Genomic DNA, 22,824 nt, shown 5'->3' with positions numbered 1-22,824 from the left:
TCAGACCTCCCCGAATCCGCTCTCGACCAGGTCGACCAGGGCGTCCACCGCGGCCTCCCCCTCGCTGTCCGGCGACGCGATGGAGGCCGTCGCGCCCGCGGTGAGCCCGAGCGACATCACGCCGAGGAGGCTCTTCGCGTCCTTGCCGTTCACGGTCACCTTCACCGGGAAGGTGTTGGCGAGCTTCACGAACTCCGCGGCCGGCCGGGCGTGCAGGCCCTGCGGGTTGCGCACGAGAACCTCGCGCGTGTAGCCGTCCGCGGCGCGCACGGCAGCCGGCGCCTGGGGTGTGGAGGCCTCGGCGACCGCCGCCGCCTCGGCGTCTGCCCACGCCGAGCGCGCGCCCTCCACTGCGGCCGCGACCCCCGCGAGGTCGGCTCCGGTCTCCGCGGCGACGGCCGCGGCGACGCCGCCCTCCACGAAGGGTCCGTCGACGACGCGCACGCGGGCTCGCTCGTCCTCGGGCAGCAGGTCGAGCACGGTCTCCGCGGTCAGCAGCGCCGAGCCGAGGTCGCTGACGACCACGACGCCGGAGCCCTGGTCGGCCTCCCCCACCGCGGTCATCACCTTGCCGAAGCTGGTCCCGATCCCGTCGTCGTCCGTGCCGCCCGCCGCCAGCAGCGTCACCGACGGCGCCATCTGCCCCGCGAGGGCGACGGCGCCGGCGGCGAGCTGCGAGCTGTGCGAGACGAAGACGAGCCCGACGCGCTCATTCGAATCCGGGGCGCCGGTCATCCCGCCGCCTCTGCGGCGGCCCGCAGGATGAGCGCGGTCGACTGCGCACCGGGGTCGCGGTGTCCGGCCGAGCGCTCGCCCAGATAGCTGGCGCGGCCCTTTCGGGCGACCAGCGGGATGGTGGCGTCGGAGCCCTGCTCGGCCGCCGTGGCCGCCGCGTCGAGGATCGCGACGGGGTCGGACCCCGCGGCGAGCGCGGCCGAAGCCGCGTCCACCGCGGGGGTCCAGGCGTCGATCATCGTCTTGTCGCCGGACTGCGCCTTGCCGCGGGACACGATGCCGTCGCGCGCCGCCGTCAGCAGCGCGACGAGGGTCGCCCCGTCGATCGGGTCCGCGTCGCCGACCGGCTCGGCCGCCTTGAGGAAGGCCGTGCCGTACAGCGGGCCGGAGGCGCCGCCGACCGTGGAGATCAGGGTCATCGCCACCGAGCGAAGCGCCGCGGACGGCGTCGCGTCGGCGGGCAGCTTCGCCAGCGCTTCCACGGACGCTCGGAAGCCGCGGTCCATGTTCTCGCCGTGGTCGCCGTCGCCGATCTCCCGGTCGAGCGTGTTCAGCTCACCCTTGTGCTCGCCCACGGCCGTCGCCGCGCCCGAGACCCAGGAGGTGACCCAGTTCGTGTCCAGCGCCATCAGCGCATCCTTCCTCGCGTCGTTTCCGTCATCCGGTCAGTGGAGCGTACGCCCCGGCTCACACACCCTGGCTCAGACACCCCAACGGAGTGCTGCCGTGTGCACCGGCGCGTCCCACAGGGCGGTCAGCTCGTCGTCCAGCCTCAGCACCGTGATCGAGGCGCCCTGCATCTCCAGCGAGGTCACGTAGTTCCCGACCAGCGACCGGCCGAGGACGATGCCCCTCTCGTCGAGGATCTCCGCCGCACGCCGGAACAGGATGTAGAGCTCCGAGAGCGGCGTGCCGCCCATGCCGTTGACGAACAGCAGCACGGTGTCTCCGGAGGAGAACGGCAGGTCGGTGAGGATGGCGTCCATCATCCGGTCCACCAGGCGGTCGGCCGGCTCGAGCTTGATCCGCTCGCGGCCGGGCTCGCCGTGGATGCCGACGCCGAACTCGATCTCGTCCTCAGGCAGCACGAAGCCGGGCTGGCCCGCGTGCGGGACGGTGCCGTCGGTGAGGGCGAGGCCGATCGAGCGCACGTTGGCGTTGACCCTCTCGGCCACAGCGGTGACGGCGTCGAGGTCGTCGCCCCGGTCGGCCGCCGCTCCGGCGATCTTCTCCACCAGCACCGTGCCGGCGACGCCGCGACGGCCAGCGGTGTAGAGGGAGTCCTGGACCGCGACGTCGTCGTTGGTGACGACGGCGCGCACCGTGATACCCTCCGCGCCCACCAGGTCGGCGGCCGTCTCGAAGTTCAGCACGTCGCCCGTGTAGTTCTTGACGATGTGGAGCACCCCAGCGCCGCCGTCCGCGGCCTTGGTGGCCTCGACGATCGGCATCGGCGTGGGCGAGGTGAAGACCTCACCGGGGACGGCGGCGTCCAGCATGCCCTTCCCCACGAAACCGGCGTGCAGCGGCTCGTGGCCGCTGCCTCCACCGCTGACCAGGCCGACCTTGCCGCGCACCGGGCCGTCGGCCCGGGAGACGAAGCGGGGGTCCTGCGACACCGTCACGATGTCCGCGTGAGCCCGTCCGAACCCCGCGAGGGACTCGGTCACGACGTCGGGTACGTCGTTGATGAGCTTCTTCATCGAAAACCCTTCCTTCCACTTGCTGTCAGTGCGTCGCCTCGACCCATTCCTCGAGCTTCGCGGCCGCAGCCCCGGAGTCGATCGCCTGGGCGGCGACCGCCATGTGCGAACGGAACCGATCCAGGATGGACACCTGGACCCTCGACGGGTCGGACGCGAGCTCGTAGGACACGAGCCCGGCCGCCGCGTTGAGCAGGACGATGTCGCGCACGGGGCCCTCCTGGCCCGCGAGCACGGCACGCACGACAGCCGCGTTGTACGCGGCGTCCTTCCCGAGCAGGTCCTCGATCCTGGCGCGCGGGATGCCCAGATCGCGCGGATCGATGTCGTGCTCGGTGACGAGGCCCCTGGAGACCTCCCAGACGTGGCTGTGACCGGTGGTCGACAGCTCGTCGAGGCCGTCGTCGCCGCGGAAGACCAGCGCGGTCGCGCCGCGGGTCTGGAACACGCCGACGATCAGCGGGATGCGGTCGAGCGTCGCGACGCCGACCGCCGACGCCTCCGGACGCGCCGGGTTGCATAGCGGACCGAGGAAGTTGAACACGGTCGGCACGCCGAGCTGCGACCGCACAGGGCCCGCGTTGGCGAAGCCGGGGTGGAACGCGCTGGCGAACGCGAACGTGATCCCGGTGCGCGTGAACACCTCCGCGACGCGCTCCGGCGGCAGAGTCAGGTCGATGCCGAGTGCGGCGAGCACGTCCGACGATCCGGACGACGAGCTGGCCGCCCGGTTGCCGTGCTTGATGACGGGCACTCCGGCGGCCGCGGCGACGATGGAGGCCGTGGTCGAGACGTTCACGGTGCCGAACCGGTCGCCCCCTGTACCGACGATGTCGAGCGCCATCGGGTCGACGGGCAGCGGGACCGCGTGGTCGAGGATGGCGTCGCGGAAGCCGACGATCTCGTCCACGGTCTCGCCCTTGGCCCGCAGAGCGATGAGGAAAGCGGCGAGCTGGGCCTCCGTGGCCTCGCCCGACATGACCTGGTCCATCGCCCACGCCGCGTCCGCCACACTCAGGTCCTCACGGGCCAGAAGGGAGGTGAGCACGGACGACCAGGACTGCTTTTCCGTCATACAGCGATCCTATGGGGAGGCGACACGCCACGGGGAGCCGCCCGTTTGTACCAGGTGTCAGGCGGCACTTTCCTGAATCGAGGCATATTCGTGCCTTTCAGGTGAGAAAACCACGGCTTCTTTTCAGCCATAATGGGAATTGTGACGAGCACCTCCATTTCCCCTGCAACGAGTGCGCCGGCGATCAACCGGCCCAATGTCGTGGCCGTCGGCACGATCGTCTGGCTCGGCTCCGAGGTGATGTTCTTCGCGGGTCTGTTCGCGATCTACTTCACGCTCAAGTCGACGTCGCCCGATCTGTGGGCCGCCGAGACGCAGCACTTGAACATCCCGTACGCGGCCGTGAACACCACGATCCTCGTGCTGAGCTCCGTGACCTGCCAGATGGGCGTGTTCGCCGCCGAGCGGCTCCAGCCGCGGCGTGCGGGCGGCGTGCTGCAGTTCTGGAAGTGGGGCCTCGTCGAGTGGTTCGCGCTCTCCTACGTGATGGGCGCCATCTTCGTCTCCGGCCAGGTGCTCGAGTACGCCACGCTCGTCTCCGAGGGCATCTCGCTCGACGCGAACGCCTACGGCTCCGCCTTCTATCTGACGACCGGCTTCCACGCCCTCCACGTCACCGGCGGCCTCATCGCCTTCCTGCTCGTCATCGGCCGCGCCTTCGCGGTCAAGACCTTCGGCCACAAAGAGGCCACGAGCGCCATCGTCGTGTCGTACTACTGGCACTTCGTCGACGTCGTGTGGATCGGACTGTTCGCGGTCATCTACATCATCCGATAGATCAACAGGAGCTGACCTCACCTCATGCGTCCCCGCGTCCCCGGCACCCAGAAGTCCCGCGCAGCAGCGCCATCGCGTAACGCGAAGGCCGCGCGCAAGACCGGTCGCCGACACCCGCTCGCCACTGTCGCCCTGCTCGCCATCGGCCTCGGCCTGACCGGCGGAGCCTACGCCGCGTTCACCACCACCACGGCCTCCGCCGACACCCCGCAGGTGCAGACGGCCTCCAAATCGTCGGTCTCGCAGGGCGAGAAGCTCTTCCAGGCCAACTGCGCCACCTGCCACGGCATGAGCGCGGAGGGCACGGTCAACGCGCCGTCCCTCATCGGCGTCGGCGCCGCCGCGGTCGACTTCCAGGTCGGCACCGGCCGCATGCCCATGCAGATGCAGGGCCCGCAGGCCCAGGAGAAGCCGGTCCAGTTCTCGAACGAAGAGGTCGCGGCCCTGGCCGACTACGTCGCCTCCCTCGCTCCCGGGCCGTCGATCCCCGAGCAGAAGTACCTCGATGGCAAGGGCGACGCCGCCAACGGCGCCCAGCTCTTCCGGATCAACTGCGCGATGTGCCACAACGTCGCCGGCGCCGGTGGAGCACTCACCGAGGGCAAGTACGCCCCGCCGCTCACCGGTGTGAGCGCCAAGCACATCTACGAGGCCATGGTCACCGGCCCGCAGAACATGCCGGTGTTCAACGACCTGAACATCTCGCCCCAGGGCAAGGCCGACATCATCACGTACCTCAAGTACATCCAGAACAACCCGTCCCCGGGCGGCATCGAGCTCGGCTCGCTCGGCCCGGTGGCCGAGGGACTCTTCCTCTGGATCTTCGGTCTGGGCGCCATCGTGGCGCTGACCGTGTGGATCACGGCGAAGTCCAACTGACCGTTCTGTCGTACTTGTAGAAGCAGCACAGCGTAAGAAGGAGAACAATGGCACAGGACGAGAACGGCGGTCACGAGCTGACGCCCAGTTCGTCGGCCGTCGACGTGCACCGGACCGGCGACCCCGGAACGGCGATCGTCATCCGCGATGCCGTGGAGAACCCCGGGTTCCCGCCGCACCGGCAACGGGTGACGGACCTCGACCCCAAGAAGGAGCGGCGCGCGGAGCGCACCGTCTACACGCTGTTCTACCTGTCGATCGCGGGCTCCGTCTGGGCGGTCGCCGCCTACATGGCGTTCCCGATCAACGCCAGCGACCCGGGTTCGGTCCGCCTGAACAACCTGTTCATCGGCATCGGCATCACGCTGGCCCTCCTCGCGATCGGCATCGGCGCGGTGCACTGGGGCAAGGCCCTCATGCACGAGAAGGAGGGCGTCGACCTCCGTCACCCCGTGCGCGGCTCCGAGCAGACCACCGAGCGCGCCGCGGAGATCTTCCGCCAGGCCGACGAGGAGTCCGGCTTCAACCGCCGCGTCCTGATCCGCAACAGCCTCATCGGCGCGCTGATCGCCTTCCCGCTGCCCGGCATCATCCTGTTCCGCGGCCTGGCGCCGCAGGGCGTGGACCCGGCCGAGCTGCTGTCGCAGACCATGTGGGCCAAGGGCATCCGCCTCACCCGCGACCCGTCCGGCACCCCGATCAAGGCCTCCGACGTCACGCTCGGCAGCGCCTTCCACGTCATCCCCGAGGGCCTCAACGACGCCCCCGACATGCTGGAGCAGAAGGCCAAGGCGGCCGTCCTGCTCATGCGCCTCAAGCCCGAGGACCTGCACGTGTCCAAGGGCCGCGAGAACTGGAACTACGACGGCATCGTCGCCTACTCCAAGATCTGCACGCACGTCGGGTGCCCGGTGGCGCTCTACGAGCAGCAGACCCACCACCTGCTGTGCCCGTGCCACCAGTCGCAGTTCGACATCACGCACGAAGCGCAGGTCATCTTCGGACCGGCGAAGCGGCCTCTGCCGCAGCTGCCGATCACCGTTGACGCCGACGGTTACCTGGTCGCCCGCAGCGACTTCCACGAGCCCGTCGGCCCGAGTTTCTGGGAGCGTCATTGAGCACCTCGACCGCCGCAGCCCCTGCGGCACCCACCACGGCCAAGAGCGGCGGCTTCACCGCTGCCGCCGCCAACTACATCGAGGACCGCACCAGCATCTCGGGCGCGGTCAAGGAGTTCGGGCGCAAGATCTTCCCCGACCACTGGTCCTTCCTGCTCGGTGAGGTCGCCCTCTACAGCTTCATCGTCATCCTGCTGACCGGAACGTTCCTGACGTTCTTCTTCCAGGCGTCGATGGCGGAGGTCGTCTACAACGGCTCCTACGTGCCCCTCAAGGGCATCCACATGTCCGCGGCGATGGAGTCCACCCTCAACATCTCGTTCGAGGTGCGCGGCGGCCTGCTCGTGCGCCAGATCCACCACTGGGCGGCGCTGCTGTTCGTGGCCGCGATCGGCCTGCACATGCTCCGCATCTTCTTCACGGGCGCGTTCCGCAAGCCGCGCGAGCTGAACTGGGTGATCGGGTTCACGCTGTTCATCCTGGCGATGGCCGAGGGCTTCACCGGCTACTCGCTCCCGGACGACCTGCTCTCGGGCAACGGCCTCCGGATCATCGACGGTCTGGTCAAGGGCCTCCCCGTCGTCGGCACCTGGATCTCGTTCCTGCTCTTCGGCGGCGAGTTCCCCGGCACCGCGATCGTCGGACGCCTCTACACGCTGCACATCCTGCTGCTGCCCGCTCTGGTGGTCGCGTTCATCGCGCTGCACCTCGTGTTCGTGGTCGTCCACAAGCACACGCAGTACGCCGCTCCGGGTCGCACGCAGGGCAACGTCGTGGGCTACCCGGTCCTGCCGGTGTACGCGGCGAAGGCCGGCGGCTTCTTCTTCATCGTGTTCGGTGTCATCGCGCTCATGGCGTCGTTCTTCACCATCAACCCGATCTGGAACTACGGCCCGTACGACCCCTCGCCCGTGTCCGCCGGCACCCAGCCGGACTGGTATATCGGCTTCGCGGACGGCGCTCTGCGTCTGGTCCCGCCGGGCTGGGAGTTCGTCTGGCTGAACCGCACCTGGTCGTTCAACATCATCGTCCCCGTCGCCATCCTCGGTCTCTTCATCGTGACCGTGATGATCTACCCCTTCATCGAGGCGTGGGTCACCGGCGACAAGCGCGAGCACCACATCCTGGACCGTCCGCGCAACGCGGCCACCCGTACGGCCATCGGCGCCGCCGGCGTGACCTTCTACGCGGTGTTCTGGGCTGCGGCCTCGTCGGACATCATCGCGACGCACTTCAAGCTCACGATGGAGGGCGTCATCCACACCCTCCAGGCGCTGCTCTTCGTCGGCCCGGTCGTGGCGTACTTCCTCACCAAGCGCATCTGCATCGCGCTGGCGAAGAAGGACCGCTCCATCGCCCTGCACGGCTACGAGACCGGCCGCATCGTGAAGCTCCCCGGTGGCGAGTTCATCGAGGTGCACGAGCAGCTCAGCGACTACGAGCGCTGGCGCCTGATCAGCTACGAGGCGTACGAGCCGCTGATGGTCCGCCCGAACAAGCGCGGCAAGATCACAGCCGGCACCCGCATGCGCGCGAGCCTCTCCCGCTGGTTCTTCGAGGACCGCCTGATCCCGCCGACCCGCACGGAGCTCGAGTCGGGCCACGGCCACCACTGATCGGTCATGAGAGCGCCGGTGCAGTTTCTGCACCGGCGCTTTCGTGTATCCGCGTCCCCTCGCTCCCGACCCTCCTGGAGGCCGCTGTGACCGACCTGACCCGCCTTGCGTCCTGGCTGCGCTGCCCCGTCTGCGGACTGGACCTGGAGCCGGTCGACCGCCTGACGCTGGGCTGCGCCGCGGGGCACCGCCACGACGTCAACAAGCGCGGCTACGTGTCCCTCCTCGGCGGCGGGAGCAAGTTCGCCGGCGACACGGCCGAGATGCTGGACGCGCGCGACACGGTGCTGGAGGGCGGAGCGTACGCGCCGATCGCCCGGGCTGTAGCGGCTGCCGTCCCATCGGCGGAGCGTGTCCTGGATGCGGGCGCCGGCACCGGCTACTACCTGCGCGCGGTGCTCGCCGCCTCCCCCGGCGCGGTCGGCTTGGCGATGGACCTCTCCCCCGCGGCCGTCGCCCGCACCGTGCGCTCGTCGCCGGACGTCGACGGCCTGGTGGCGGACACCTGGCGGCCGCTCCCGGTGCGCTCGCACAGTGCGGACGCGGTGCTGGACGTGTTCGCGCCCCGCAACCTCCCCGAGTTCCACCGTGTGCTGCGGCCGGGCGGCACGCTCGCCGTCGTGGTGCCCCGCGCCGACCACCTCGCGTCGCTGCGGGCGGCGGGCACCATGCTCGACATCCCGTCCGACAAGGCGGAGGACGTCATCGTGGCCGCAGAGCCGCTGTACGCCCCGCTGACGCGCGAACACGTTTCCTACGAGCTAGCACTCGACGACGCCCTCCGGGCCGCCCTGGCCGGCATGGGCCCGTCCGCTCGCCACGCCGCGGCGGCCCCCGCCGCGACCGACACGACCACCGTCTCCGTCGACGTCCTCACCTTCACCGGACGAACCACCTGACAGAACACGCCGCCTGACGTGCCCTCCAGGCGGCGTGTTCTGTCACGTAGATCCCGGCACAACGCCGGCCGCCGCGCGAACGAGGGGACGCAACTCGCCGCCGCACGAGCCGCTACGCGGCGTGTTGCGCCCCCTGGACGAACTAGCTGACAGGACACGCCGCCTGACGCGCCCGTCGGGCGGCGTGTTCTGTCAGGTAGGTGGGGGACGCGAGGCGGCGGAGAGTGCGCCGCCTCGGGGAACGACGAAGGCCGCCTCCCGAGGGAGACGGCCTGCGTGCGGTGCGCGCTCAGCGCGCGAAGTAGCCGCGGTAGTACTCGTAGACCCAGCCGACGATGGAGACGATGCTGAAGGCCACGCCGATGAAGCAGATCCAGAAGCCGACCGCGAGGCCGAGCATGACCAGTGCGGCGCCGGTGGCGAGGGCCACGGGCCACCAGCTCCACGGGGAGAAGTGGCCGAGCTCGGGGTCGCCGTCGTCGATGTTCGCGTCGAGGCGGTCCTCCGGCAGCTCGCCGCCCTGGGCGGAGTGCGAGCGGCCCACGTAGAACGCGATGAACGCGGCCAGGATGGCGCTCAGCGTCAGCGCCACAGTGCCGACCCACTCGACCTTCATGTGCATCGGGTCGAGCAGACTCCACAGCGTGTAGACGATCGCCGAGAGGATGAAGAAGACCGACAGGATCCAGAAGAGGATGGAATTGGCTCTCATGGGTTACTTCACCTTGTTGTCTGCGAGGTCGAACACAGGGCCGTCCGGGGCGTCCTTGCCAGCGCCGATGCCGATCGGGATGCCGGCCTCCGGGTGGTTGAGGTCGAACGCCGGCGACTCGGAGCGGATGCGCGGGATGGACGTGAAGTTGTGCCGCGGCGGCGGGCAGGAGGTCGCCCACTCGAGCGAGCGGCCGTAGCCCCACGGGTCGTTGACGGTGACCTTCGGGGCGTTGCGCGCCGTCAGGTAGACGTTCACGAAGAACGGGATCATCGAGATCGCCAGGATGCCGGCGCCGATCGAGGAGACCTGGTTCATCCAGGTGAAGCCGTCCGACGGCAGGTAGGTCGCGTACCGGCGGGGCATGCCCACGACGCCCAACCAGTGCTGGATGAGGAACGTCGTGTGGAAGCCGATGAACAGCAGCCAGAAGTGCCACTTGCCGAGACGGTCGTTGAGCATCTTGCCCGTCCACTTCGGCCACCAGAAGTAGAAGCCGGCGAACATGGCGAACACGACCGTGCCGAACACGACGTAGTGGAAGTGCGCCACAACGAAGTACGTGTCGGACACGTGGAAGTCGAGCGGCGGCGACGCGAGGATGACGCCGGTGAGGCCACCGAAGGTGAAGGTGATCAGGAAGCCGATCGACCACAGCATCGGGGACTCGAAGGTCAGCGAGCCGCGCCACATCGTGCCGATCCAGTTGAAGATCTTCACGCCGGTCGGGACAGCGATGAGCATCGTCATCAGCGAGAACCAGGGCAGCAGCACCGAGCCGGTCACGTACATGTGGTGCGCCCACACGGTGACGGACAGGGCCGCGATGGAGATCGTCGCGTAGATGAGGGTCTTGTACCCGAAGATCGGCTTGCGGCTGAACACCGGGAAGATCTCGGACACGATGCCGAAGAACGGCAGCGCGATGATGTACACCTCGGGATGGCCGAAGAACCAGAACAGGTGCTGCCAGAGCAGCGCCCCTCCGTTCGCGGCGTCGTAGATGTGCGCGTTGAACACGCGGTCGGCCGCGAGGGCGAACAGCGCGGCGGCGAGCACCGGGAAGGCCATGAGCACGAGGATCGAGGTGACCATCGCGTTCCAGGTGAAGATCGGCATGCGGAACATGGTCATGCCGGGCGCGCGCATCGTGATGATGGTCGTGATGAAGTTCACCGCGCCGAGGATGGTGCCGAAGCCGGAGAGGCCGAGGCCGAGCACCCAGAGGTTGCCGCCGATTCCCGGCGAGAACGTCGTGCTCGACAGCGGCGCGTACGCGAACCAGCCGAAGGACGCCGCACCCTGCGGGGTGAGGAAGCCGGCGACCGCGATCAGCGAGCCGAACGAGTAGAACCAGTACGCCAGCGCGTTCAGACGCGGGAAGGCCACGTCGGGCGCGCCGATCTGCAGCGGCATCAGCACGTTCACGAAGCCGGCGAAGAGCGGCGTCGCGAACATCAGCAGCATGATGGTGCCATGCATCGTGAAGAGCTGGTTGTACTGCTCCTTGGTCTGCACCACCTCGAGTCCCGGCTCGAAGAGCTGGGCGCGGATGATGAGGGCCATCACGCCGCCGATGAGGAAGTAGATGAACGACGAGATCAGGTACATGTACCCGATCGTCTTGTGGTCCGTCGACGTGATGTAGTTCACGAGGATGTTGCCCTTGCGCTCCACACCGTTGGCGGTGAGGAGGGTGGGCTTCGGAGCGGGCGCGGTGGTCGCTCCGGGCGCCGGTGCTGTCGTCGTCATGCGTCTGTCCTACTCGTTGCCGGAATCACTCGTTGCCCGTGGGGGCGCCCGTGCCGGGCAGGTTGTTGTTGCGGTCGTACTGGGACCCGAGCTGGCCCTTGAAGCCCTTGTCGCGGAGGGACTGGATGTGGGCGTCGTACTCGCTCTGCGACACGATCTTCACGTTGAAGAGCATCGCCGAATGGTACTCGCCGCACAACTCCGCGCACTTGCCGACGAAGGTGCCGGAGCGGCCCGTGGTCGAGAAGTACATGTAGTTGGTCTTGCCGGGGATGACGTCCTTCTTGTAGAGGAAGGCCGGCACCCAGAAGGAGTGGATCACGTCGCGCGAGTCGAGCTGGATCGTGATCTTCTTGTTCTCAGGCAGGTAGAGCGTGGGGATCTGGCTCTCCTGGACCGAGCCGGGCGTCGCGTTCGTGTCGCTCGGCTGCGCCTGGATGCCCGGGTCGTACACGTTGTCGGTGACGTAGTTGAAGTCCCACGCCCACTGCTTCGCGTAGACCTGGATCTTGAGGTCGGGGTGCGCGTACGGCTGCTCGATCGCGTTCTGGTCGCGCGCCGTGAAGGCGAAGAAGCCGAGGACCAGGATGAGCGGCACGATCGTGTAGAAGATCTCGATCGGCATGTTGTACCGGAGCTGGACCGGCAGCCCGGTCTGTCCCTTGCGGCGGCGGTACACGACGACCGCCCAGAGGATGAGGCCCCAGACGATGATGCCGACGATGAGCAGAACGATCCAGCTGGTCACCCAGAGGCCGCTGATGCGGTCGGTGTGATTGGTGACGGGCTGCTGGCCCTCGACGAAGCCCGGCAGGAATCCGTGGAGCTGGGCCTGCGTGCAGCCCGCGAGGACGATGGCAAGTGTCGCTGCGATCGGGATTGCAACCCATCGGAAACGGCGATTGTGACGCACCGGTGACCTTTCGAGAGACTCGGGGACAGTTCACATGCAACTGTATGTGGCGCTATCTACCCTACTCCGCCGGACACTCGGTTTCGAACACAAAAGGCCGCCCACACGGGGCGGCCCAGAGCTGTTTTTTGTGTTATAGAACGCTCAGTGGAACGAGTCTCCACAGGCGCACGAGCCCGTCGCGTTGGGGTTGTCGATCGTGAACCCCTGCTTCTGGATGGTGTCCTCGAAGTCGATCGTGGCGCCGTCCAGGTAGGGCACGCTCATCTTGTCGACGATGACCTCCACGCCGTCGTAGTCGACGGTCGCGTCCCCGTCGAGCATGCGCTCGTCGAAGTACAGCTGGTAGATCAGGCCGGAGCAGCCGCCGGGCTGGACGGCGACGCGCAGACGCAGGTCGTCGCGGCCCTCCTGCTCGAGCAGGCTCCTGACCTTGCCCGCTGCGTTGTCGGTCAGGCCGACGCCGTGGGCCTTGGTCGCGGTCAGCGCTGTGTCGGTCATTGGACTCCTCACACGTGTTTGAAGGATTCGATTGCGAAATCTGGGTCGATTGTACGTCCCATTCCCGCGAGCTCGCTCAGTTCCGGGCGTCCAGGCGCGCGAGCAGCAGCGCCTCGGCGAGAATCGCCCTCTTGAACACCCCGAGGTGGAGCGACTCGTTCGGGCTGTGGGCGCGGGTGTCGGGGTCCTCCACGCCGGTGACCAGGATCTGCGCCTCGGGGAACTCGCGCACGAGGTCGGCGATGAACGGGATGGACCCGCCGACGCCGGTCTCGACCGCTTCCTTGCCCCATGCGTCGGTCATCGCACGCTTCGCCTCGGTCGCCGCCCAGCCCGCGGTGTCGACCAGGAAGGCGTCGCCGGTGTCGACGTCGCTGATATCGACGTGCGCGCCGAACGGCGCGTGCGCGCGCAGGTGGCGCTTCAGGGCCTCGTAGGCCTCAGCGGCGCTCTGGCCGGGCGCGACCCTGGCGCTCAGCCGCACGGCGACGCTCGGCAGCAGGGTGTTGGAGGCGTCGACGACGCTGGGCGCGTCGATCCCGGTGATCGTGACGGTCGGCTGGGACCACATCCGGGACAGGATCGGGCCCGTGCCGATCGGGGTCACGCCGGGCAGCAGCGCGGCCTCGTGGCGGAACTGCTCCTCGCTCAGCGCGGGCGGCTCTGCCGCGTCGTCGTGCGAGCGCATGCCCTCCACCGCGACGGAGCCGTTCTCGTCGTGCAGCGTCGCGAGCAGCGCGACGAGCGCGAGCATGGCGTCGGGGGCCGCGCCGCCGTACATGCCGGAGTGCGACGCGTGCTCCAGCGTCGAGACCGTGAGCTTGAAGGTCACGTTGCCGCGCAGCGACACGGTGAGGGCGGGCGTGTCGATGTCGACGTTGTCGGAGTCGGCCACCACGATCACGTCGGCGGCCAGCGCCGCCTTGTTCTGCTCCAGGAAGCTCGCGAACGAGCGGGAGCCGAACTCCTCCTCGCCCTCGATGAAGACGGCGATGCCGAGGTCGAAGTCGGATCCGAGCGTCTCCACGAGCGCGCGGACGCTGGCGATGTGCGCCATCACGCCCGCCTTGTCGTCGGCGGCGCCGCGGCCGTAGAGCCGGTCGCCGCGCACGGTCGGCTCGAACGGCGGGGTGTCCCAGTTCTCGGCGTCGCCCTGCGGCTGGACGTCGTGGTGGGCGTAGAGGAGGACGGTCGGGCGGCCGTTCTTCGCGGCGCGCGTCGCGAGCACGGCCGGCTGGCCGAGGGACTCGCCCGCGCCGGTCGACGGCCCGGAGATCGGCGCCTGCTTGACCTCGACGCTCTCGAACGCGCCGGTGTCGCGCAACAGCTCCGCCACGGCCTCCGCGCTCTTCCGGACGTTCCCGGGATCGTAGGCGGTCCACGAGACCGAGGGGATGCGCACGAGGCGCGAGAGCTCGGCGATGGTCGACGGGAGGCCGGTCTCGACGGAGGAACGGATGCGCTCCTCCACCTCCGGCCGGTCCCCGGCTGCGGATCGGCCGGAAGGAGTCTGCTGGGTGTCTGTCATGCGGGTAATCTTAAAGGGACCCCACAAACGAAGGCTCAAGCGTTGGCGAAACGACAGAACCCGGCGGACGAGGCACAGGCGCCCGGCCCCGAGACCCCCGAACAGACCACGGCCCGGCTGCAGGGCAAGGGCGCCCCGACGCCCACCCGCCGCGAGCAGGAGGCCGCGCGCAAGCGGCCGCTCGTGCCGACCGACCGCAAAGAGGCGGCCAAGGCGGCGCGTACGCACCAGGCCGATGCCCGCGAGCGGGCCCGCGCCGGCATGGCGGCGGGCGACGAGCGCTACCTCACGCAGCGCGACCGCGGGCCGCAGCGCCGGTACGTGCGCGACTACGTCGACGCCCGGTTCAGCATCGGCGAGTTCCTCATCCCGGTCATGCTGATCGTGATCGTGCTCAGCTTCCTCCCGTACGCGTTCATGCAGGTCTGGGGCCTGGTGGCGCTGTGGGCGTTCTTCTTCGTCGCCGTGGTGGACGGGATCGTCCTCGGCCTCCTGGTGACCAGGAAGGTCGGCGACAAGTTCGGCAAGACCAAGGTGGAGCGCGGGCTCAAGTGGTACGCCGCCATGCGCGCGTTCCAGCTGCGCGTCATGCGCCTCCCGAAGCCGCAGGTCAAGCGCGGCCAGTACCCCGCCTGACGTGACGATCGTCGCAGCGGCGGACGGCTCCGCCCTCGGTAATCCCGGCCCTGCGGGCTGGTCCTGGTACGTCGACGACGAGCGCTGGTCGGCGGGCGGCTGGCCGCACGGCACCAACAACATGGGCGAGCTCATGGCGGTCATCGACCTCCTGGAGTCGACCGCCCACGTGGACGAGGACCTGCGCATCCTGTGCGACAGCCAGTACGTGATCAACTCGGTCACCAAGTGGATGCCGGGCTGGAAGCGCAAGGGCTGGCGCAAGTCCGACGGCGCGCCTGTGCTCAACCGCGAGCTGCTGGAGCGGCTGGACCGGGCGCTGCACGGCCGGACGTACACCTTCGAGTGGGTCAAGGGCCACGCCGGCCACGACCTGAACGAGGCGGCGGACAAGCGCGCCCGCGCGGCGGCGACCGCCTACCGGGACGACGACGCGATCCCGATCGGGCCGGGCTGGCCTGGCGCCGCGGTGCACGAGCCGGCGCCCGCGCTGGCTGTGGCCAAGCCGGCGTCTGCGGGCTCTGCTGCCCAGCCTGCTGCCGAGACCGTCGAGCTCGACCTCTTCGACGACCTGCTGTCCGCGACCGAGACGGACGAGGATGTGGTGACGCGCCTGGAGCGCGAGCTCGTGGAGCCGGCCGTCCGCGCGGACTCCGCGCGGGTCGCCGCGCTGCTGCACCCCGACTTCGAGGAGATCGGCCGCTCGGGCAGGCTGTGGGGTCGCGACGCGATCCTGGAGGCCCTGGCCGAGGAGGACGCCCCCGCCGCGGAGCTCGCGGTGCTGGGCGCCGAGCGGATCGGCTCGGACGCCATCCTGCTCACGGCGCGCACGGTGGACGACCGCGGCGCCAGCCTGCGCAGCTCGCTGTGGCTGCGCGTGGGAGGCCGCTGGCGCCTACGCTTCCACCAGGGAACGCCGGAGGCGTAGCAGCCCGCGGTTGATCTGCCGGGCCCACAGCGGGCCGCGGTAGAGGAACGCGGTGTAGCCCTGCACGAGCGTGGCCCCAGCGTCGAGTCGCTGCTGCACGTCCTCCGCGGTCTCCACGCCGCCGACCGAGATCACGCACAGCTCGGCGGGGACGTGCGCGCGGATCAGGCGCAGCACCTCCAGCGAACGCGCGGCGAGCGGTGCGCCGGAGAGTCCCCCGGCACCTGCGGCCGCCACGACGGCCGGGTCGGTCACGAGGCCGTCGCGGGAGATCGTGGTGTTCGTCGCGATGATCCCGGCGAGGCCCAGCTCGACGGCGAGGCCCGCGATCTTCTCGACCTGGTCGTCGGTGAGGTCGGGCGCGATCTTGACCAGCAGCGGGGTCTCCCCCGCGACCTGCTTGACGGCGGTGAGCAGCGGGGCCAGCAGCTCCAGCTCCTGGAGTCCGCGGAGGCCGGGCGTGTTCGGCGAGCTCACGTTGACGACGAGGTAGTCGGCGACCGGCGCGAGTGCGCGGGCACTCGTTAGGTAGTCCTGGGTGGCGTCCTCGACGGCGACCACCCTGCTCTTGCCGATGTTCACACCGAGCACGGGCCGGTGGCCGGCGCGACGGACCTTCAGCAGCCGGTTGGCGGCATCCCCCGCACCGTGGTTGTTGAAGCCCATCCGGTTGATCACGGCGCGGTCCGGGATGAGCCGGAACAGGCGCGGCCGGTCGTTGCCGGGCTGCGGGAGGGCGGTGATGGTGCCCACCTCGACGTGGCCGAAGCCCAGGTCGCCGAGGCCGACGACGGCCTCGCCGTCCTTGTCGAAGCCGGCGGCGACGCCGAACGGGGACGCGAACCGCAGGCCGAGCGCGTCCACGGCGAGCGACGAGTCGGGCGCGGTGAACCGGCGGACGAGACCGCCGAGACCGAGCGCGGGAAGGGCCCGGATCACCAGGAAGGCGAGGTGGTGCGCGCGCTCCGGGTCGAGCTTCGACAGGACGAGGGAGAAGAGTGTGCGATACATGCCGCTACGAGAATAACCGCTCGCGCGCGCGGTGGAGCTCAGGGGCGGCGCGGAGCGACGCCGCGACCCCAGCGCCGAGGGAGCCTGCGACCGAGGCTTCAACCGCGCAGGTCGGCCGGCTCGCCGCGGTGCTCGACGCGGAGCTGCTGGATGGCCTCCTCGAAGTCCTCCAGCGAGTCGAACGCCTGGTAGACGCTCGCGAAGCGCAGGTAGGCTACCTCGTCCAGCTCGCGGAGCTCGGGGAGGATGGCGAGCCCGATGTCGTTCGCCTCGATCTGGGAGGCGCCGGTCGAGCGGATCGTCTCCTCCACCTTCTGGGCGAGCACCGCGAGGTCGGAGTCCGTCACCGGGCGGCCTTGGCAGGCCTTGCGGACGCCGAGCACGATCTTCTCGCGGCTGAACGGCTCCACCACACCGCTGCGCTTGATCACGCTGAGGCTCGCAGTCTCCGTCGTGGAGAACCGGCGACCGCACTCCGGGCACTGCCGGCGGCGCCGGATCGAGAGCCCGTCGTCGCTCGTGCGGGAGTCGATGACGCGGGAGTCCGGGTGGCGGCAGAAGGGGCAGAACATGAGGGAAATCCTAGCCGGGATTCACGGGAGGACGCCCGGAGGGACGGATCGCCGTGCGCCTCACTGGAACCGGATGGTGACGGCCTCGCCGTGCGCGGGCAGGTCCTCCGCCGACGACAGCGCGACGATGCGGTCGGCCACCGTCCTCAGCGCGTCACGGTCGTAGCGGATGACCTGCTGCGGGCGCAGGAAGGAGTACGCGCCGAGACCGGGCGAGAACCGGGCCTGGCCGCCCGTGGGGAGGACGTGGTTGGAGCCGGCGAGGTAGTCGCCGAGGCTGACCGGGGCGCTCGGGCCGACGAAGATCGCGCCGGCGTTCTGGATGAGCGCGAGCAGGGCGTCCGGGTCGCCCGTCTGCAGTTCGAGGTGTTCCGGGCCGTAGGCGTTGCTGAACGCGGCCGCCGCTGCGAGGTCGTCCACGAGCACGAGCGCCGACTGCTGGCCCGCCAGCGCCGTGCGCACGCGCTCGGCGTGCTTGGTGGCGCCGGCGAGGGCCTCCAGCTCGGCCGCGACCCGCTCGGCGAACGCCGGGCTGTCGGTGACGAGCAGGGAGGCAGCGGCCTCGTCGTGCTCGGCCTGGCTGATCAGGTCGGCGGCGACGAAGCGGGCGTCGGCGGTGTCGTCGGCGATCACGAGGATCTCGGTGGTCCCGGCCTCCGAGTCGATGCCGGCCTGGCCGCGGACGACGCGCTTGGCCGCGGCGACGTAGATGTTGCCGGGGCCGGTGATGACCTGGACCGGGTCGAGTCCGATGTCCTCCACGCCCCAGGCGAGCGCGCCGATCGCGCCGGCCCCGCCCATCGCGTAGACCTCGTCGATGCCGAGCAGTCCGGCCGCGCCGAGGATGACCGGGTGCACCGCGCCGCCGAACGCGCGCTGCGGCGGGCTGGCGAGCGCCACGGAGGCGACGCCGGCGACCTGCGCCGGCACGGCGTTCATCACGACGCTCGACGGGTAGACGGCCTTGCCGCCCGGGACGTACAGCCCCGCGCGCTCCACCGGCTGCCAGCGCTGCACGATGGTCGCGCCGGGCCCGATCCGGGTCTCGGCGGGCGGAGGGACCTGCGCGGCGGTCGCCTCGCGGACGCGGACGATGGCCTCCTCCAGCGCAGCGCGCACGTCGGCAGGCAGCGCGGTGACGGCCGCGGCGATCTCGGACGCAGGCACGCGCACCGAGGCGGGCGCGCCGCCGTCGAACTTCGCCGCCTGGTCCGCGAGGGCGGCCGCTCCCCTGGTCCGGACGTCGTCGATCAGCTCGGTCGCGACGCGCACGGCGACCTGGATGTCCACGACGGGACGGGGGACGAGGCGCTCGAAAGCGGCCCGGGTAGGCTGGACTCCGCGGAGATCGATGGTCTGCATCATGACCGGTCAAGCCTATCCGCACCACCCGCTCCGCTCAGCCCGAACGCTGGCGCGGAATTCCTCACCCCGATCGGCGCTTGATAACTGCGTATGACTGACGCGACCCCCGACCTCTCCGCCTTCCGGCAGGCGTTCCGCCGGCACGCCGCCGGTGTGGCGATCGTCACCGCGCTGACCGCCGACGGCACGCCGGTCGGGTTCACCGCGACCTCGCTCGCCTCGCTGTCCGCCGTCCCGCCGCTCGCGACGTTCAACATGGCGCTGTCGGCGTCGAGCTGGCCGGCGATCGCGGAGACCGACCGGGTCATCATCCACATGCTCGGCGTGCGGAACAAGGGCGTCGCGGAGATCCTCTCGGACGACAACACGCGGCGGTTCCTCGGCGACCACTGGCGCCGCGGACCGTACGGCCTCCCGGTCATCAACGACGTGACCGCGTGGATGGTCGGCCGCATCGTGGAGCGGTTCCACGTGCACAACAGCGCGGTGGTCGTCGTCCAGATCGAGGACGGCGAGCTCGGCGCCCCCGACGAGCCGCTGCTGTACCACGAGCGCCGCTACCACCGCCCCAGCGAACTCGACTGACCCGCGGCGCCTACACGAGGCAGTTGGGGCCGAGGAGGCCTTTGAGCTCGCCGTAGAGGTCGGGCGAGACCTTCACGGGCCTCGGGACCTCGAACACCCGCGCGACCTGGCCCTTGACCAGCCGCAGCCGCACTTCGCTGTCGCCGGGATGCCGCGACAGCACCTCCGCGAGCGAGGCCACCGTGTCGGTCGTCGCGCGCTGGTCGGCCATCGTGATCATCAGCGTCCCGATGTCGTCGGCCTGGCCGAGGTCGGGCACCATCAGGCTGAACGCGTGCAGGTTCATCCCGTCGTCGCGCATGCTGACGCGCCCGCGCACGACGACGATCGAGTCGCCCTGCATCATCGGCGAGAACTCCGTGTACGCCTTGCCCATGAACATGACGGTCATCTCGCCGCCGAAGTCCTCGACCTGGATCATGCCGTACTGGTTGCCCGACGCCTTCGCCACGCGGTGCTGCACACTCGTGACGAGTCCCGCGATGACCACGGTGTCGCCGTCCTGCACGCTGTCGGAGGAGAGCAGCTCGGCGATCGACGTGCTCGCGAGCTTGGCGAGCTGCAGCTCCAGCCCGGCCAGCGGGTGGTCGGAGACGTAGAGCCCGAGCATCTCGCGCTCGAACGCGAGCTTGTCGCGCTTCACCCACTCCGGGCGATCCGGGATGTGGTGCTGCGTCTGGTTCTGCTCGTCCTCGCCCCAGAGGCTGTCGAAGTCGAAGCCGACGTCGCCGTTCGCCTCGCTGCGCTTGATCTTGACCGCGGACTCCACCGCGTCCTCGTGCACCTCCACGAGCGCGCGTCGGGTGTGCCCGAGCGAGTCGAACGCGCCCGCCTTGATGAGCGACTCGACCGTGCGCTTGTTGGCCGCGTGCACAGGGACCTTGCTGAGGAAGTCGTGGAACGACTCGAACCGGCCCTTGTCCTCGCGGGCCGCCCGCACGCCGTCCACGACGTTCGCGCCGACGTTGCGGACCGCGCCCATGCCGAAGCGGATGTCGGTGCCGACGGCGGCGAAGTAAAGGTTGGACTCGTTGACGTCCGGCGGGAGCACCTTGATGCCCATCCGGCGGCACTCGTTGAGGTAGAGCGCCATCTTGTCCTTGGAGTCGCCGACGCTGGTCAGCAGCGCGGCCATGTACTCGGCCGGGTAGTGCGCCTTGAGGTACGCGGTCCAGTACGAGATGACGCCGTAGGCGGCCGAGTGCGCTTTGTTGAACGCGTAGTCCGAGAACGGCAGCAGGATCTCCCACAGCTTGCCGACCGCCGCCATCGAGAAGCCGCGGTCGACCATGCCCTGCGAGAAGCCCTCGAACTGCTTGTCCAGCTCGGACTTCTTCTTCTTGCCCATCGCGCGGCGCAGGATGTCGGCCTGTCCGAGCGAGAACCCGGCGACCTTCTGCGCGATGGCCATGACCTGTTCCTGATAGATGATCAGGCCGTAGCTGGTCGAGAGGATCTCCGCGAGGGGCTCCGCGAGCTCCGGGTGGATCGGCGTGATGTCCTGGAGGTTGTTCTTGCGCAGCGCGTAGTTCGTGTGCGAGTTCGCGCCCATCGGACCCGGGCGGTACAGCGCGATGAGCGCCGAGATGTCCTCGAAGTTGTCCGGCTTCATCAGGCGCAGCAGCGAGCGCATCGGGCCGCCGTCGAGCTGGAACACGCCGAGCGTGTCGCCGCGGGACAGCAGCTCGTAGGCGCCGCGGTCGTCCAGCTCCAGCTCTTCGAGCACGAGGTTCTCGCCCCGGTTGTCGCGGATGTTGTCGAGAGCGTCGTTGATGATCGTGAGGTTGCGCAGCCCCAAGAAGTCCATCTTGATCAGGCCGAGCGACTCGCAGGCCGGATAGTCGAACTGCGTGACGATCTGGCCGTCCTGCTCGCGCTTCATGATCGGGATGACGTCGATCAGCGGGTCGGACGACATGATGACGCCGGCCGCGTGCACACCCCACTGGCGCTTGAGGTTCTCGAGGCCGAGCGCGGTGTCGAAGACCGTCTTGGCCTCCGGGTCGCTCTCGACGACCGCGCGGATGTCGACGGCCTCCTTGAAGCGCGGGTGCTCCTTGTCGAAGATGCCCGTGAGCGGGATGTCCTTGCCCATGACGGGCGGCGGCATCGCCTTGGTGAGCTTCTCGCCCATCGAGAACGGGAAGCCGAGCACCCGGCCGGAGTCCTTCAGCGCCTGCTTGGCCTTGATGGTTCCGTAGGTGACGATCTGCGCGACGCGCTCCGAGCCGTACTTCTCGGTCACGTACTTGATCACCTCGCCGCGGCGGCGGTCGTCGAAGTCGACGTCGAAGTCGGGCATCGAGACGCGGTCGGGGTTGAGGAAGCGCTCGAAGATCAGGCCGTGCCGCAGCGGGTCGAGGTCGGTGATCCGCATCGCATAGGCGGCCATCGAGCCGGCGCCGGAGCCACGTCCCGGGCCGACGCGGATGCCGTTGTTCTTCGACCAGTTGATGAAGTCGGCGACGACGAGGAAGTAGCCGGGGAAGCCCATCTGCAGGATGACGCCCGTCTCGTAGTCGGCCTGCTTGCGGACCTCCTCGGTGATGCCGCCCGGGTAGCGCTCGTGGAGGCCCTTCTCGACCTCCTTGACGAACCAGCTCTGCTCGGTCTCGCCCTCCGGCACCGGGAAGCGCGGCATGTAGTTGGCCGCGGTGTCGAACTTCACATCGACGCGCTCGGCGATGGCCAGCGTGTTGTCGCAGGCGTCCGGGTGGTCGCGGAAGAGCCGGCGCATCTCCTCCGGCGTCTTGAGGTAGAACTCGTCGGCGTCGAACTTGAACCGGTTGGGGTCGTCCAGCGTCGAGCCGGACTGCACGCACAGCAGCGCCGCGTGGCTCTTGGCGTCGGCCGCGTGCGTGTAGTGGAGGTCGTTGGTCGCCACTAGCGGGAGGCCGAGCTCCTTGGCGAGCCGGATCAGGTCGCTCATGATGCGGCGCTCGATGCCGAGCCCGTGGTCCATGATCTCGGCGAAGAAATTCTCCGGGCCGAAGATGTCGCGGAACTCCGCCGCGGCCTTCTTGGCCTCCTCGTACTGCCCGAGCCGCAGCCGGGTCTGCACCTCGCCGGACGGGCAACCCGTGGTGGCGATGATCCCCTTCGAGTACCGGTTCAGCAGTTCGCGGTCCATGCGCGGCTTGAAGTAGTAGCCCTCGGTGGAGGCGTACGAAGACAGCCGGAAGAGGTTGTGCATGCCCTCGGTCGTCGCCGCGAGCATCGTCATGTGCGTGTACGCGCCGGAGCCCGACACGTCGTCGCCGCCGCCGTCGCCCCAGCGCACGCGGGTCTTGTCGGTGCGGTGGGTCCGCGGGGTCAGGTAGGCCTCGGTGCCGATGATCGGCTTGATGCCCGCGTCCGTCGCGGTGCGCCAGAAGTCGAACGCGCCGAACATGTTGCCGTGGTCGGTGATCGCGACGGCCGGCATGCCCTGCTCGACAGCCGCCTCGATGAGCGGCTTGACGCGTGCGGCCCCGTCGAGCATCGAGTACTCGCTGTGGACGTGGAGATGGACGAAGGAGT

At 69.4% G+C, this 22,824-nt stretch carries 21 protein-coding genes; 8 read left to right on the top strand and 13 right to left on the bottom strand.

Annotated features, from left to right (window positions below; translation table 11 throughout):
• The 4 genes from dhaM to trpD form a co-directional block, all read right to left on the bottom strand.
• The gene (gene dhaM, locus ACFQ9V_RS15485) at window positions 1-735 is read right to left on the bottom strand and encodes a dihydroxyacetone kinase phosphoryl donor subunit DhaM (RefSeq protein ID WP_382460008.1); all 735 of its coding nucleotides are present in this window, start codon (window positions 733-735) and stop codon (window positions 1-3) included.
• A complete protein-coding gene (gene dhaL, locus ACFQ9V_RS15480) occupies window positions 732-1,364 on the bottom strand; it encodes a dihydroxyacetone kinase subunit DhaL (protein WP_382460007.1) in 633 nt (210 codons plus the stop codon). The genes dhaM and dhaL overlap by 4 nt, the downstream gene beginning before the upstream one ends.
• A 72-nt stretch (window positions 1,365-1,436) precedes the next feature.
• Entirely contained in the window at window positions 1,437-2,438 is a 1,002-nt protein-coding gene (gene dhaK, locus ACFQ9V_RS15475) for a dihydroxyacetone kinase subunit DhaK (RefSeq protein WP_382460006.1), read from the bottom strand.
• Between the two features lie 25 nt (window positions 2,439-2,463).
• Window positions 2,464-3,513, bottom strand: coding sequence for an anthranilate phosphoribosyltransferase (trpD, locus tag ACFQ9V_RS15470; protein ID WP_382460005.1), 1,050 nt, complete (start codon window positions 3,511-3,513; stop codon window positions 2,464-2,466).
• Window positions 3,514-3,645: 132 nt separating this feature from the next.
• On the opposite strand from trpD, the gene ACFQ9V_RS15465 reads away from it, so the two are divergent.
• From ACFQ9V_RS15465 to ACFQ9V_RS15445, 5 genes are all read left to right on the top strand, one after another.
• A complete protein-coding gene (locus ACFQ9V_RS15465) occupies window positions 3,646-4,290 on the top strand; it encodes a heme-copper oxidase subunit III (RefSeq protein WP_382460004.1) in 645 nt (214 codons plus the stop codon).
• Window positions 4,291-4,314: 24 nt separating this feature from the next.
• Window positions 4,315-5,169: a c-type cytochrome gene (locus ACFQ9V_RS15460; RefSeq protein ID WP_382460003.1), complete on the top strand. Its 855-nt coding sequence runs from the start codon at window positions 4,315-4,317 to the stop codon at window positions 5,167-5,169.
• A 47-nt stretch (window positions 5,170-5,216) separates the two neighbouring features.
• Window positions 5,217-6,287 carry a Rieske 2Fe-2S domain-containing protein gene (locus ACFQ9V_RS15455; protein WP_382460002.1) on the top strand — a complete coding sequence of 357 codons (1,071 nt, stop codon included), beginning with the start codon at window positions 5,217-5,219 and terminating at the stop codon, window positions 6,285-6,287.
• Window positions 6,284-7,903, top strand: a complete 1,620-nt coding sequence (locus ACFQ9V_RS15450; RefSeq protein WP_382460001.1) for a cytochrome bc complex cytochrome b subunit — start codon at window positions 6,284-6,286, stop codon at window positions 7,901-7,903. The genes ACFQ9V_RS15455 and ACFQ9V_RS15450 overlap by 4 nt, the downstream gene beginning before the upstream one ends.
• 86 nt (window positions 7,904-7,989) lie before the next feature.
• Window positions 7,990-8,802, top strand: a complete 813-nt coding sequence (locus ACFQ9V_RS15445) for a methyltransferase domain-containing protein (protein ID WP_382460000.1) — start codon at window positions 7,990-7,992, stop codon at window positions 8,800-8,802.
• 289 nt (window positions 8,803-9,091) lie between these two features.
• Here ACFQ9V_RS15445 and ACFQ9V_RS15440 read toward each other — a convergent pair whose 3' ends face one another.
• From ACFQ9V_RS15440 to ACFQ9V_RS15420, 5 genes are all read right to left on the bottom strand, one after another.
• Window positions 9,092-9,514 (bottom strand): cytochrome c oxidase subunit 4, encoded by a 423-nt coding sequence (locus ACFQ9V_RS15440; protein ID WP_382459999.1) that lies wholly within the window; start codon window positions 9,512-9,514, stop codon window positions 9,092-9,094.
• 3 nt (window positions 9,515-9,517) lie between these two features.
• Window positions 9,518-11,266, bottom strand: a complete 1,749-nt coding sequence (gene ctaD, locus ACFQ9V_RS15435; RefSeq protein WP_382459998.1) for a cytochrome c oxidase subunit I — start codon at window positions 11,264-11,266, stop codon at window positions 9,518-9,520.
• Between the two features lie 25 nt (window positions 11,267-11,291).
• On the bottom strand, window positions 11,292-12,179 hold the full coding sequence (gene coxB / locus ACFQ9V_RS15430; protein WP_382459997.1) for a cytochrome c oxidase subunit II: 888 nt from the start codon (window positions 12,177-12,179) through the stop codon (window positions 11,292-11,294).
• Window positions 12,180-12,323: 144 nt separating this feature from the next.
• Window positions 12,324-12,680, bottom strand: coding sequence for an iron-sulfur cluster insertion protein ErpA (gene erpA, locus ACFQ9V_RS15425; protein ID WP_382459996.1), 357 nt, complete (start codon window positions 12,678-12,680; stop codon window positions 12,324-12,326).
• A gap of 76 nt (window positions 12,681-12,756) precedes the next feature.
• Complete coding sequence (locus tag ACFQ9V_RS15420) at window positions 12,757-14,208, bottom strand: dipeptidase (RefSeq protein ID WP_382459995.1); 1,452 nt, start codon at window positions 14,206-14,208, stop codon at window positions 12,757-12,759.
• 42 nt (window positions 14,209-14,250) lie between these two features.
• On the opposite strand from ACFQ9V_RS15420, the gene ACFQ9V_RS15415 reads away from it, so the two are divergent.
• Both ACFQ9V_RS15415 and ACFQ9V_RS15410 read left to right on the top strand, forming a co-directional pair.
• Window positions 14,251-14,844: a DUF3043 domain-containing protein gene (locus tag ACFQ9V_RS15415; protein ID WP_382459994.1), complete on the top strand. Its 594-nt coding sequence runs from the start codon at window positions 14,251-14,253 to the stop codon at window positions 14,842-14,844.
• 1 nt (window position 14,845) lies between these two features.
• The gene (locus ACFQ9V_RS15410; protein ID WP_382459993.1) at window positions 14,846-15,772 is read left to right on the top strand and encodes an RNase H family protein; all 927 of its coding nucleotides are present in this window, start codon (window positions 14,846-14,848) and stop codon (window positions 15,770-15,772) included.
• On the opposite strand, the gene ACFQ9V_RS15405 is transcribed toward ACFQ9V_RS15410, so the two are convergent.
• The 3 genes from ACFQ9V_RS15405 to hisD form a co-directional block, all read right to left on the bottom strand.
• Window positions 15,740-16,783 carry a quinone-dependent dihydroorotate dehydrogenase gene (locus tag ACFQ9V_RS15405; protein WP_382459992.1) on the bottom strand — a complete coding sequence of 348 codons (1,044 nt, stop codon included), beginning with the start codon at window positions 16,781-16,783 and terminating at the stop codon, window positions 15,740-15,742. The genes ACFQ9V_RS15410 and ACFQ9V_RS15405 overlap by 33 nt on opposite strands.
• A gap of 98 nt (window positions 16,784-16,881) precedes the next feature.
• Entirely contained in the window at window positions 16,882-17,355 is a 474-nt protein-coding gene (gene nrdR / locus ACFQ9V_RS15400) for a transcriptional regulator NrdR (RefSeq protein ID WP_382459991.1), read from the bottom strand.
• A 60-nt stretch (window positions 17,356-17,415) separates the two neighbouring features.
• A complete protein-coding gene (gene hisD, locus ACFQ9V_RS15395) occupies window positions 17,416-18,720 on the bottom strand; it encodes a histidinol dehydrogenase (protein ID WP_382459990.1) in 1,305 nt (434 codons plus the stop codon).
• Window positions 18,721-18,810: 90 nt separating this feature from the next.
• Here hisD and ACFQ9V_RS15390 point away from each other — a divergent pair, with 90 nt between their 5' ends.
• Complete coding sequence (locus ACFQ9V_RS15390; RefSeq protein ID WP_382459989.1) at window positions 18,811-19,305, top strand: flavin reductase family protein; 495 nt, start codon at window positions 18,811-18,813, stop codon at window positions 19,303-19,305.
• A gap of 10 nt (window positions 19,306-19,315) precedes the next feature.
• Here ACFQ9V_RS15390 and dnaE read toward each other — a convergent pair whose 3' ends face one another.
• Window positions 19,316-22,786: a DNA polymerase III subunit alpha gene (gene dnaE, locus ACFQ9V_RS15385; protein ID WP_382460023.1), complete on the bottom strand. Its 3,471-nt coding sequence runs from the start codon at window positions 22,784-22,786 to the stop codon at window positions 19,316-19,318.
• Window positions 22,787-22,824 lie beyond the last annotated feature (38 nt).

The organism is Leifsonia sp. NPDC056665 (assembly GCF_042791795.1).
In the GTDB taxonomy this organism is placed as follows: Bacteria; Actinomycetota; Actinomycetes; order Actinomycetales; family Microbacteriaceae; genus Leifsonia.
This window is presented reverse-complemented; position numbering and strand designations above follow the sequence as displayed.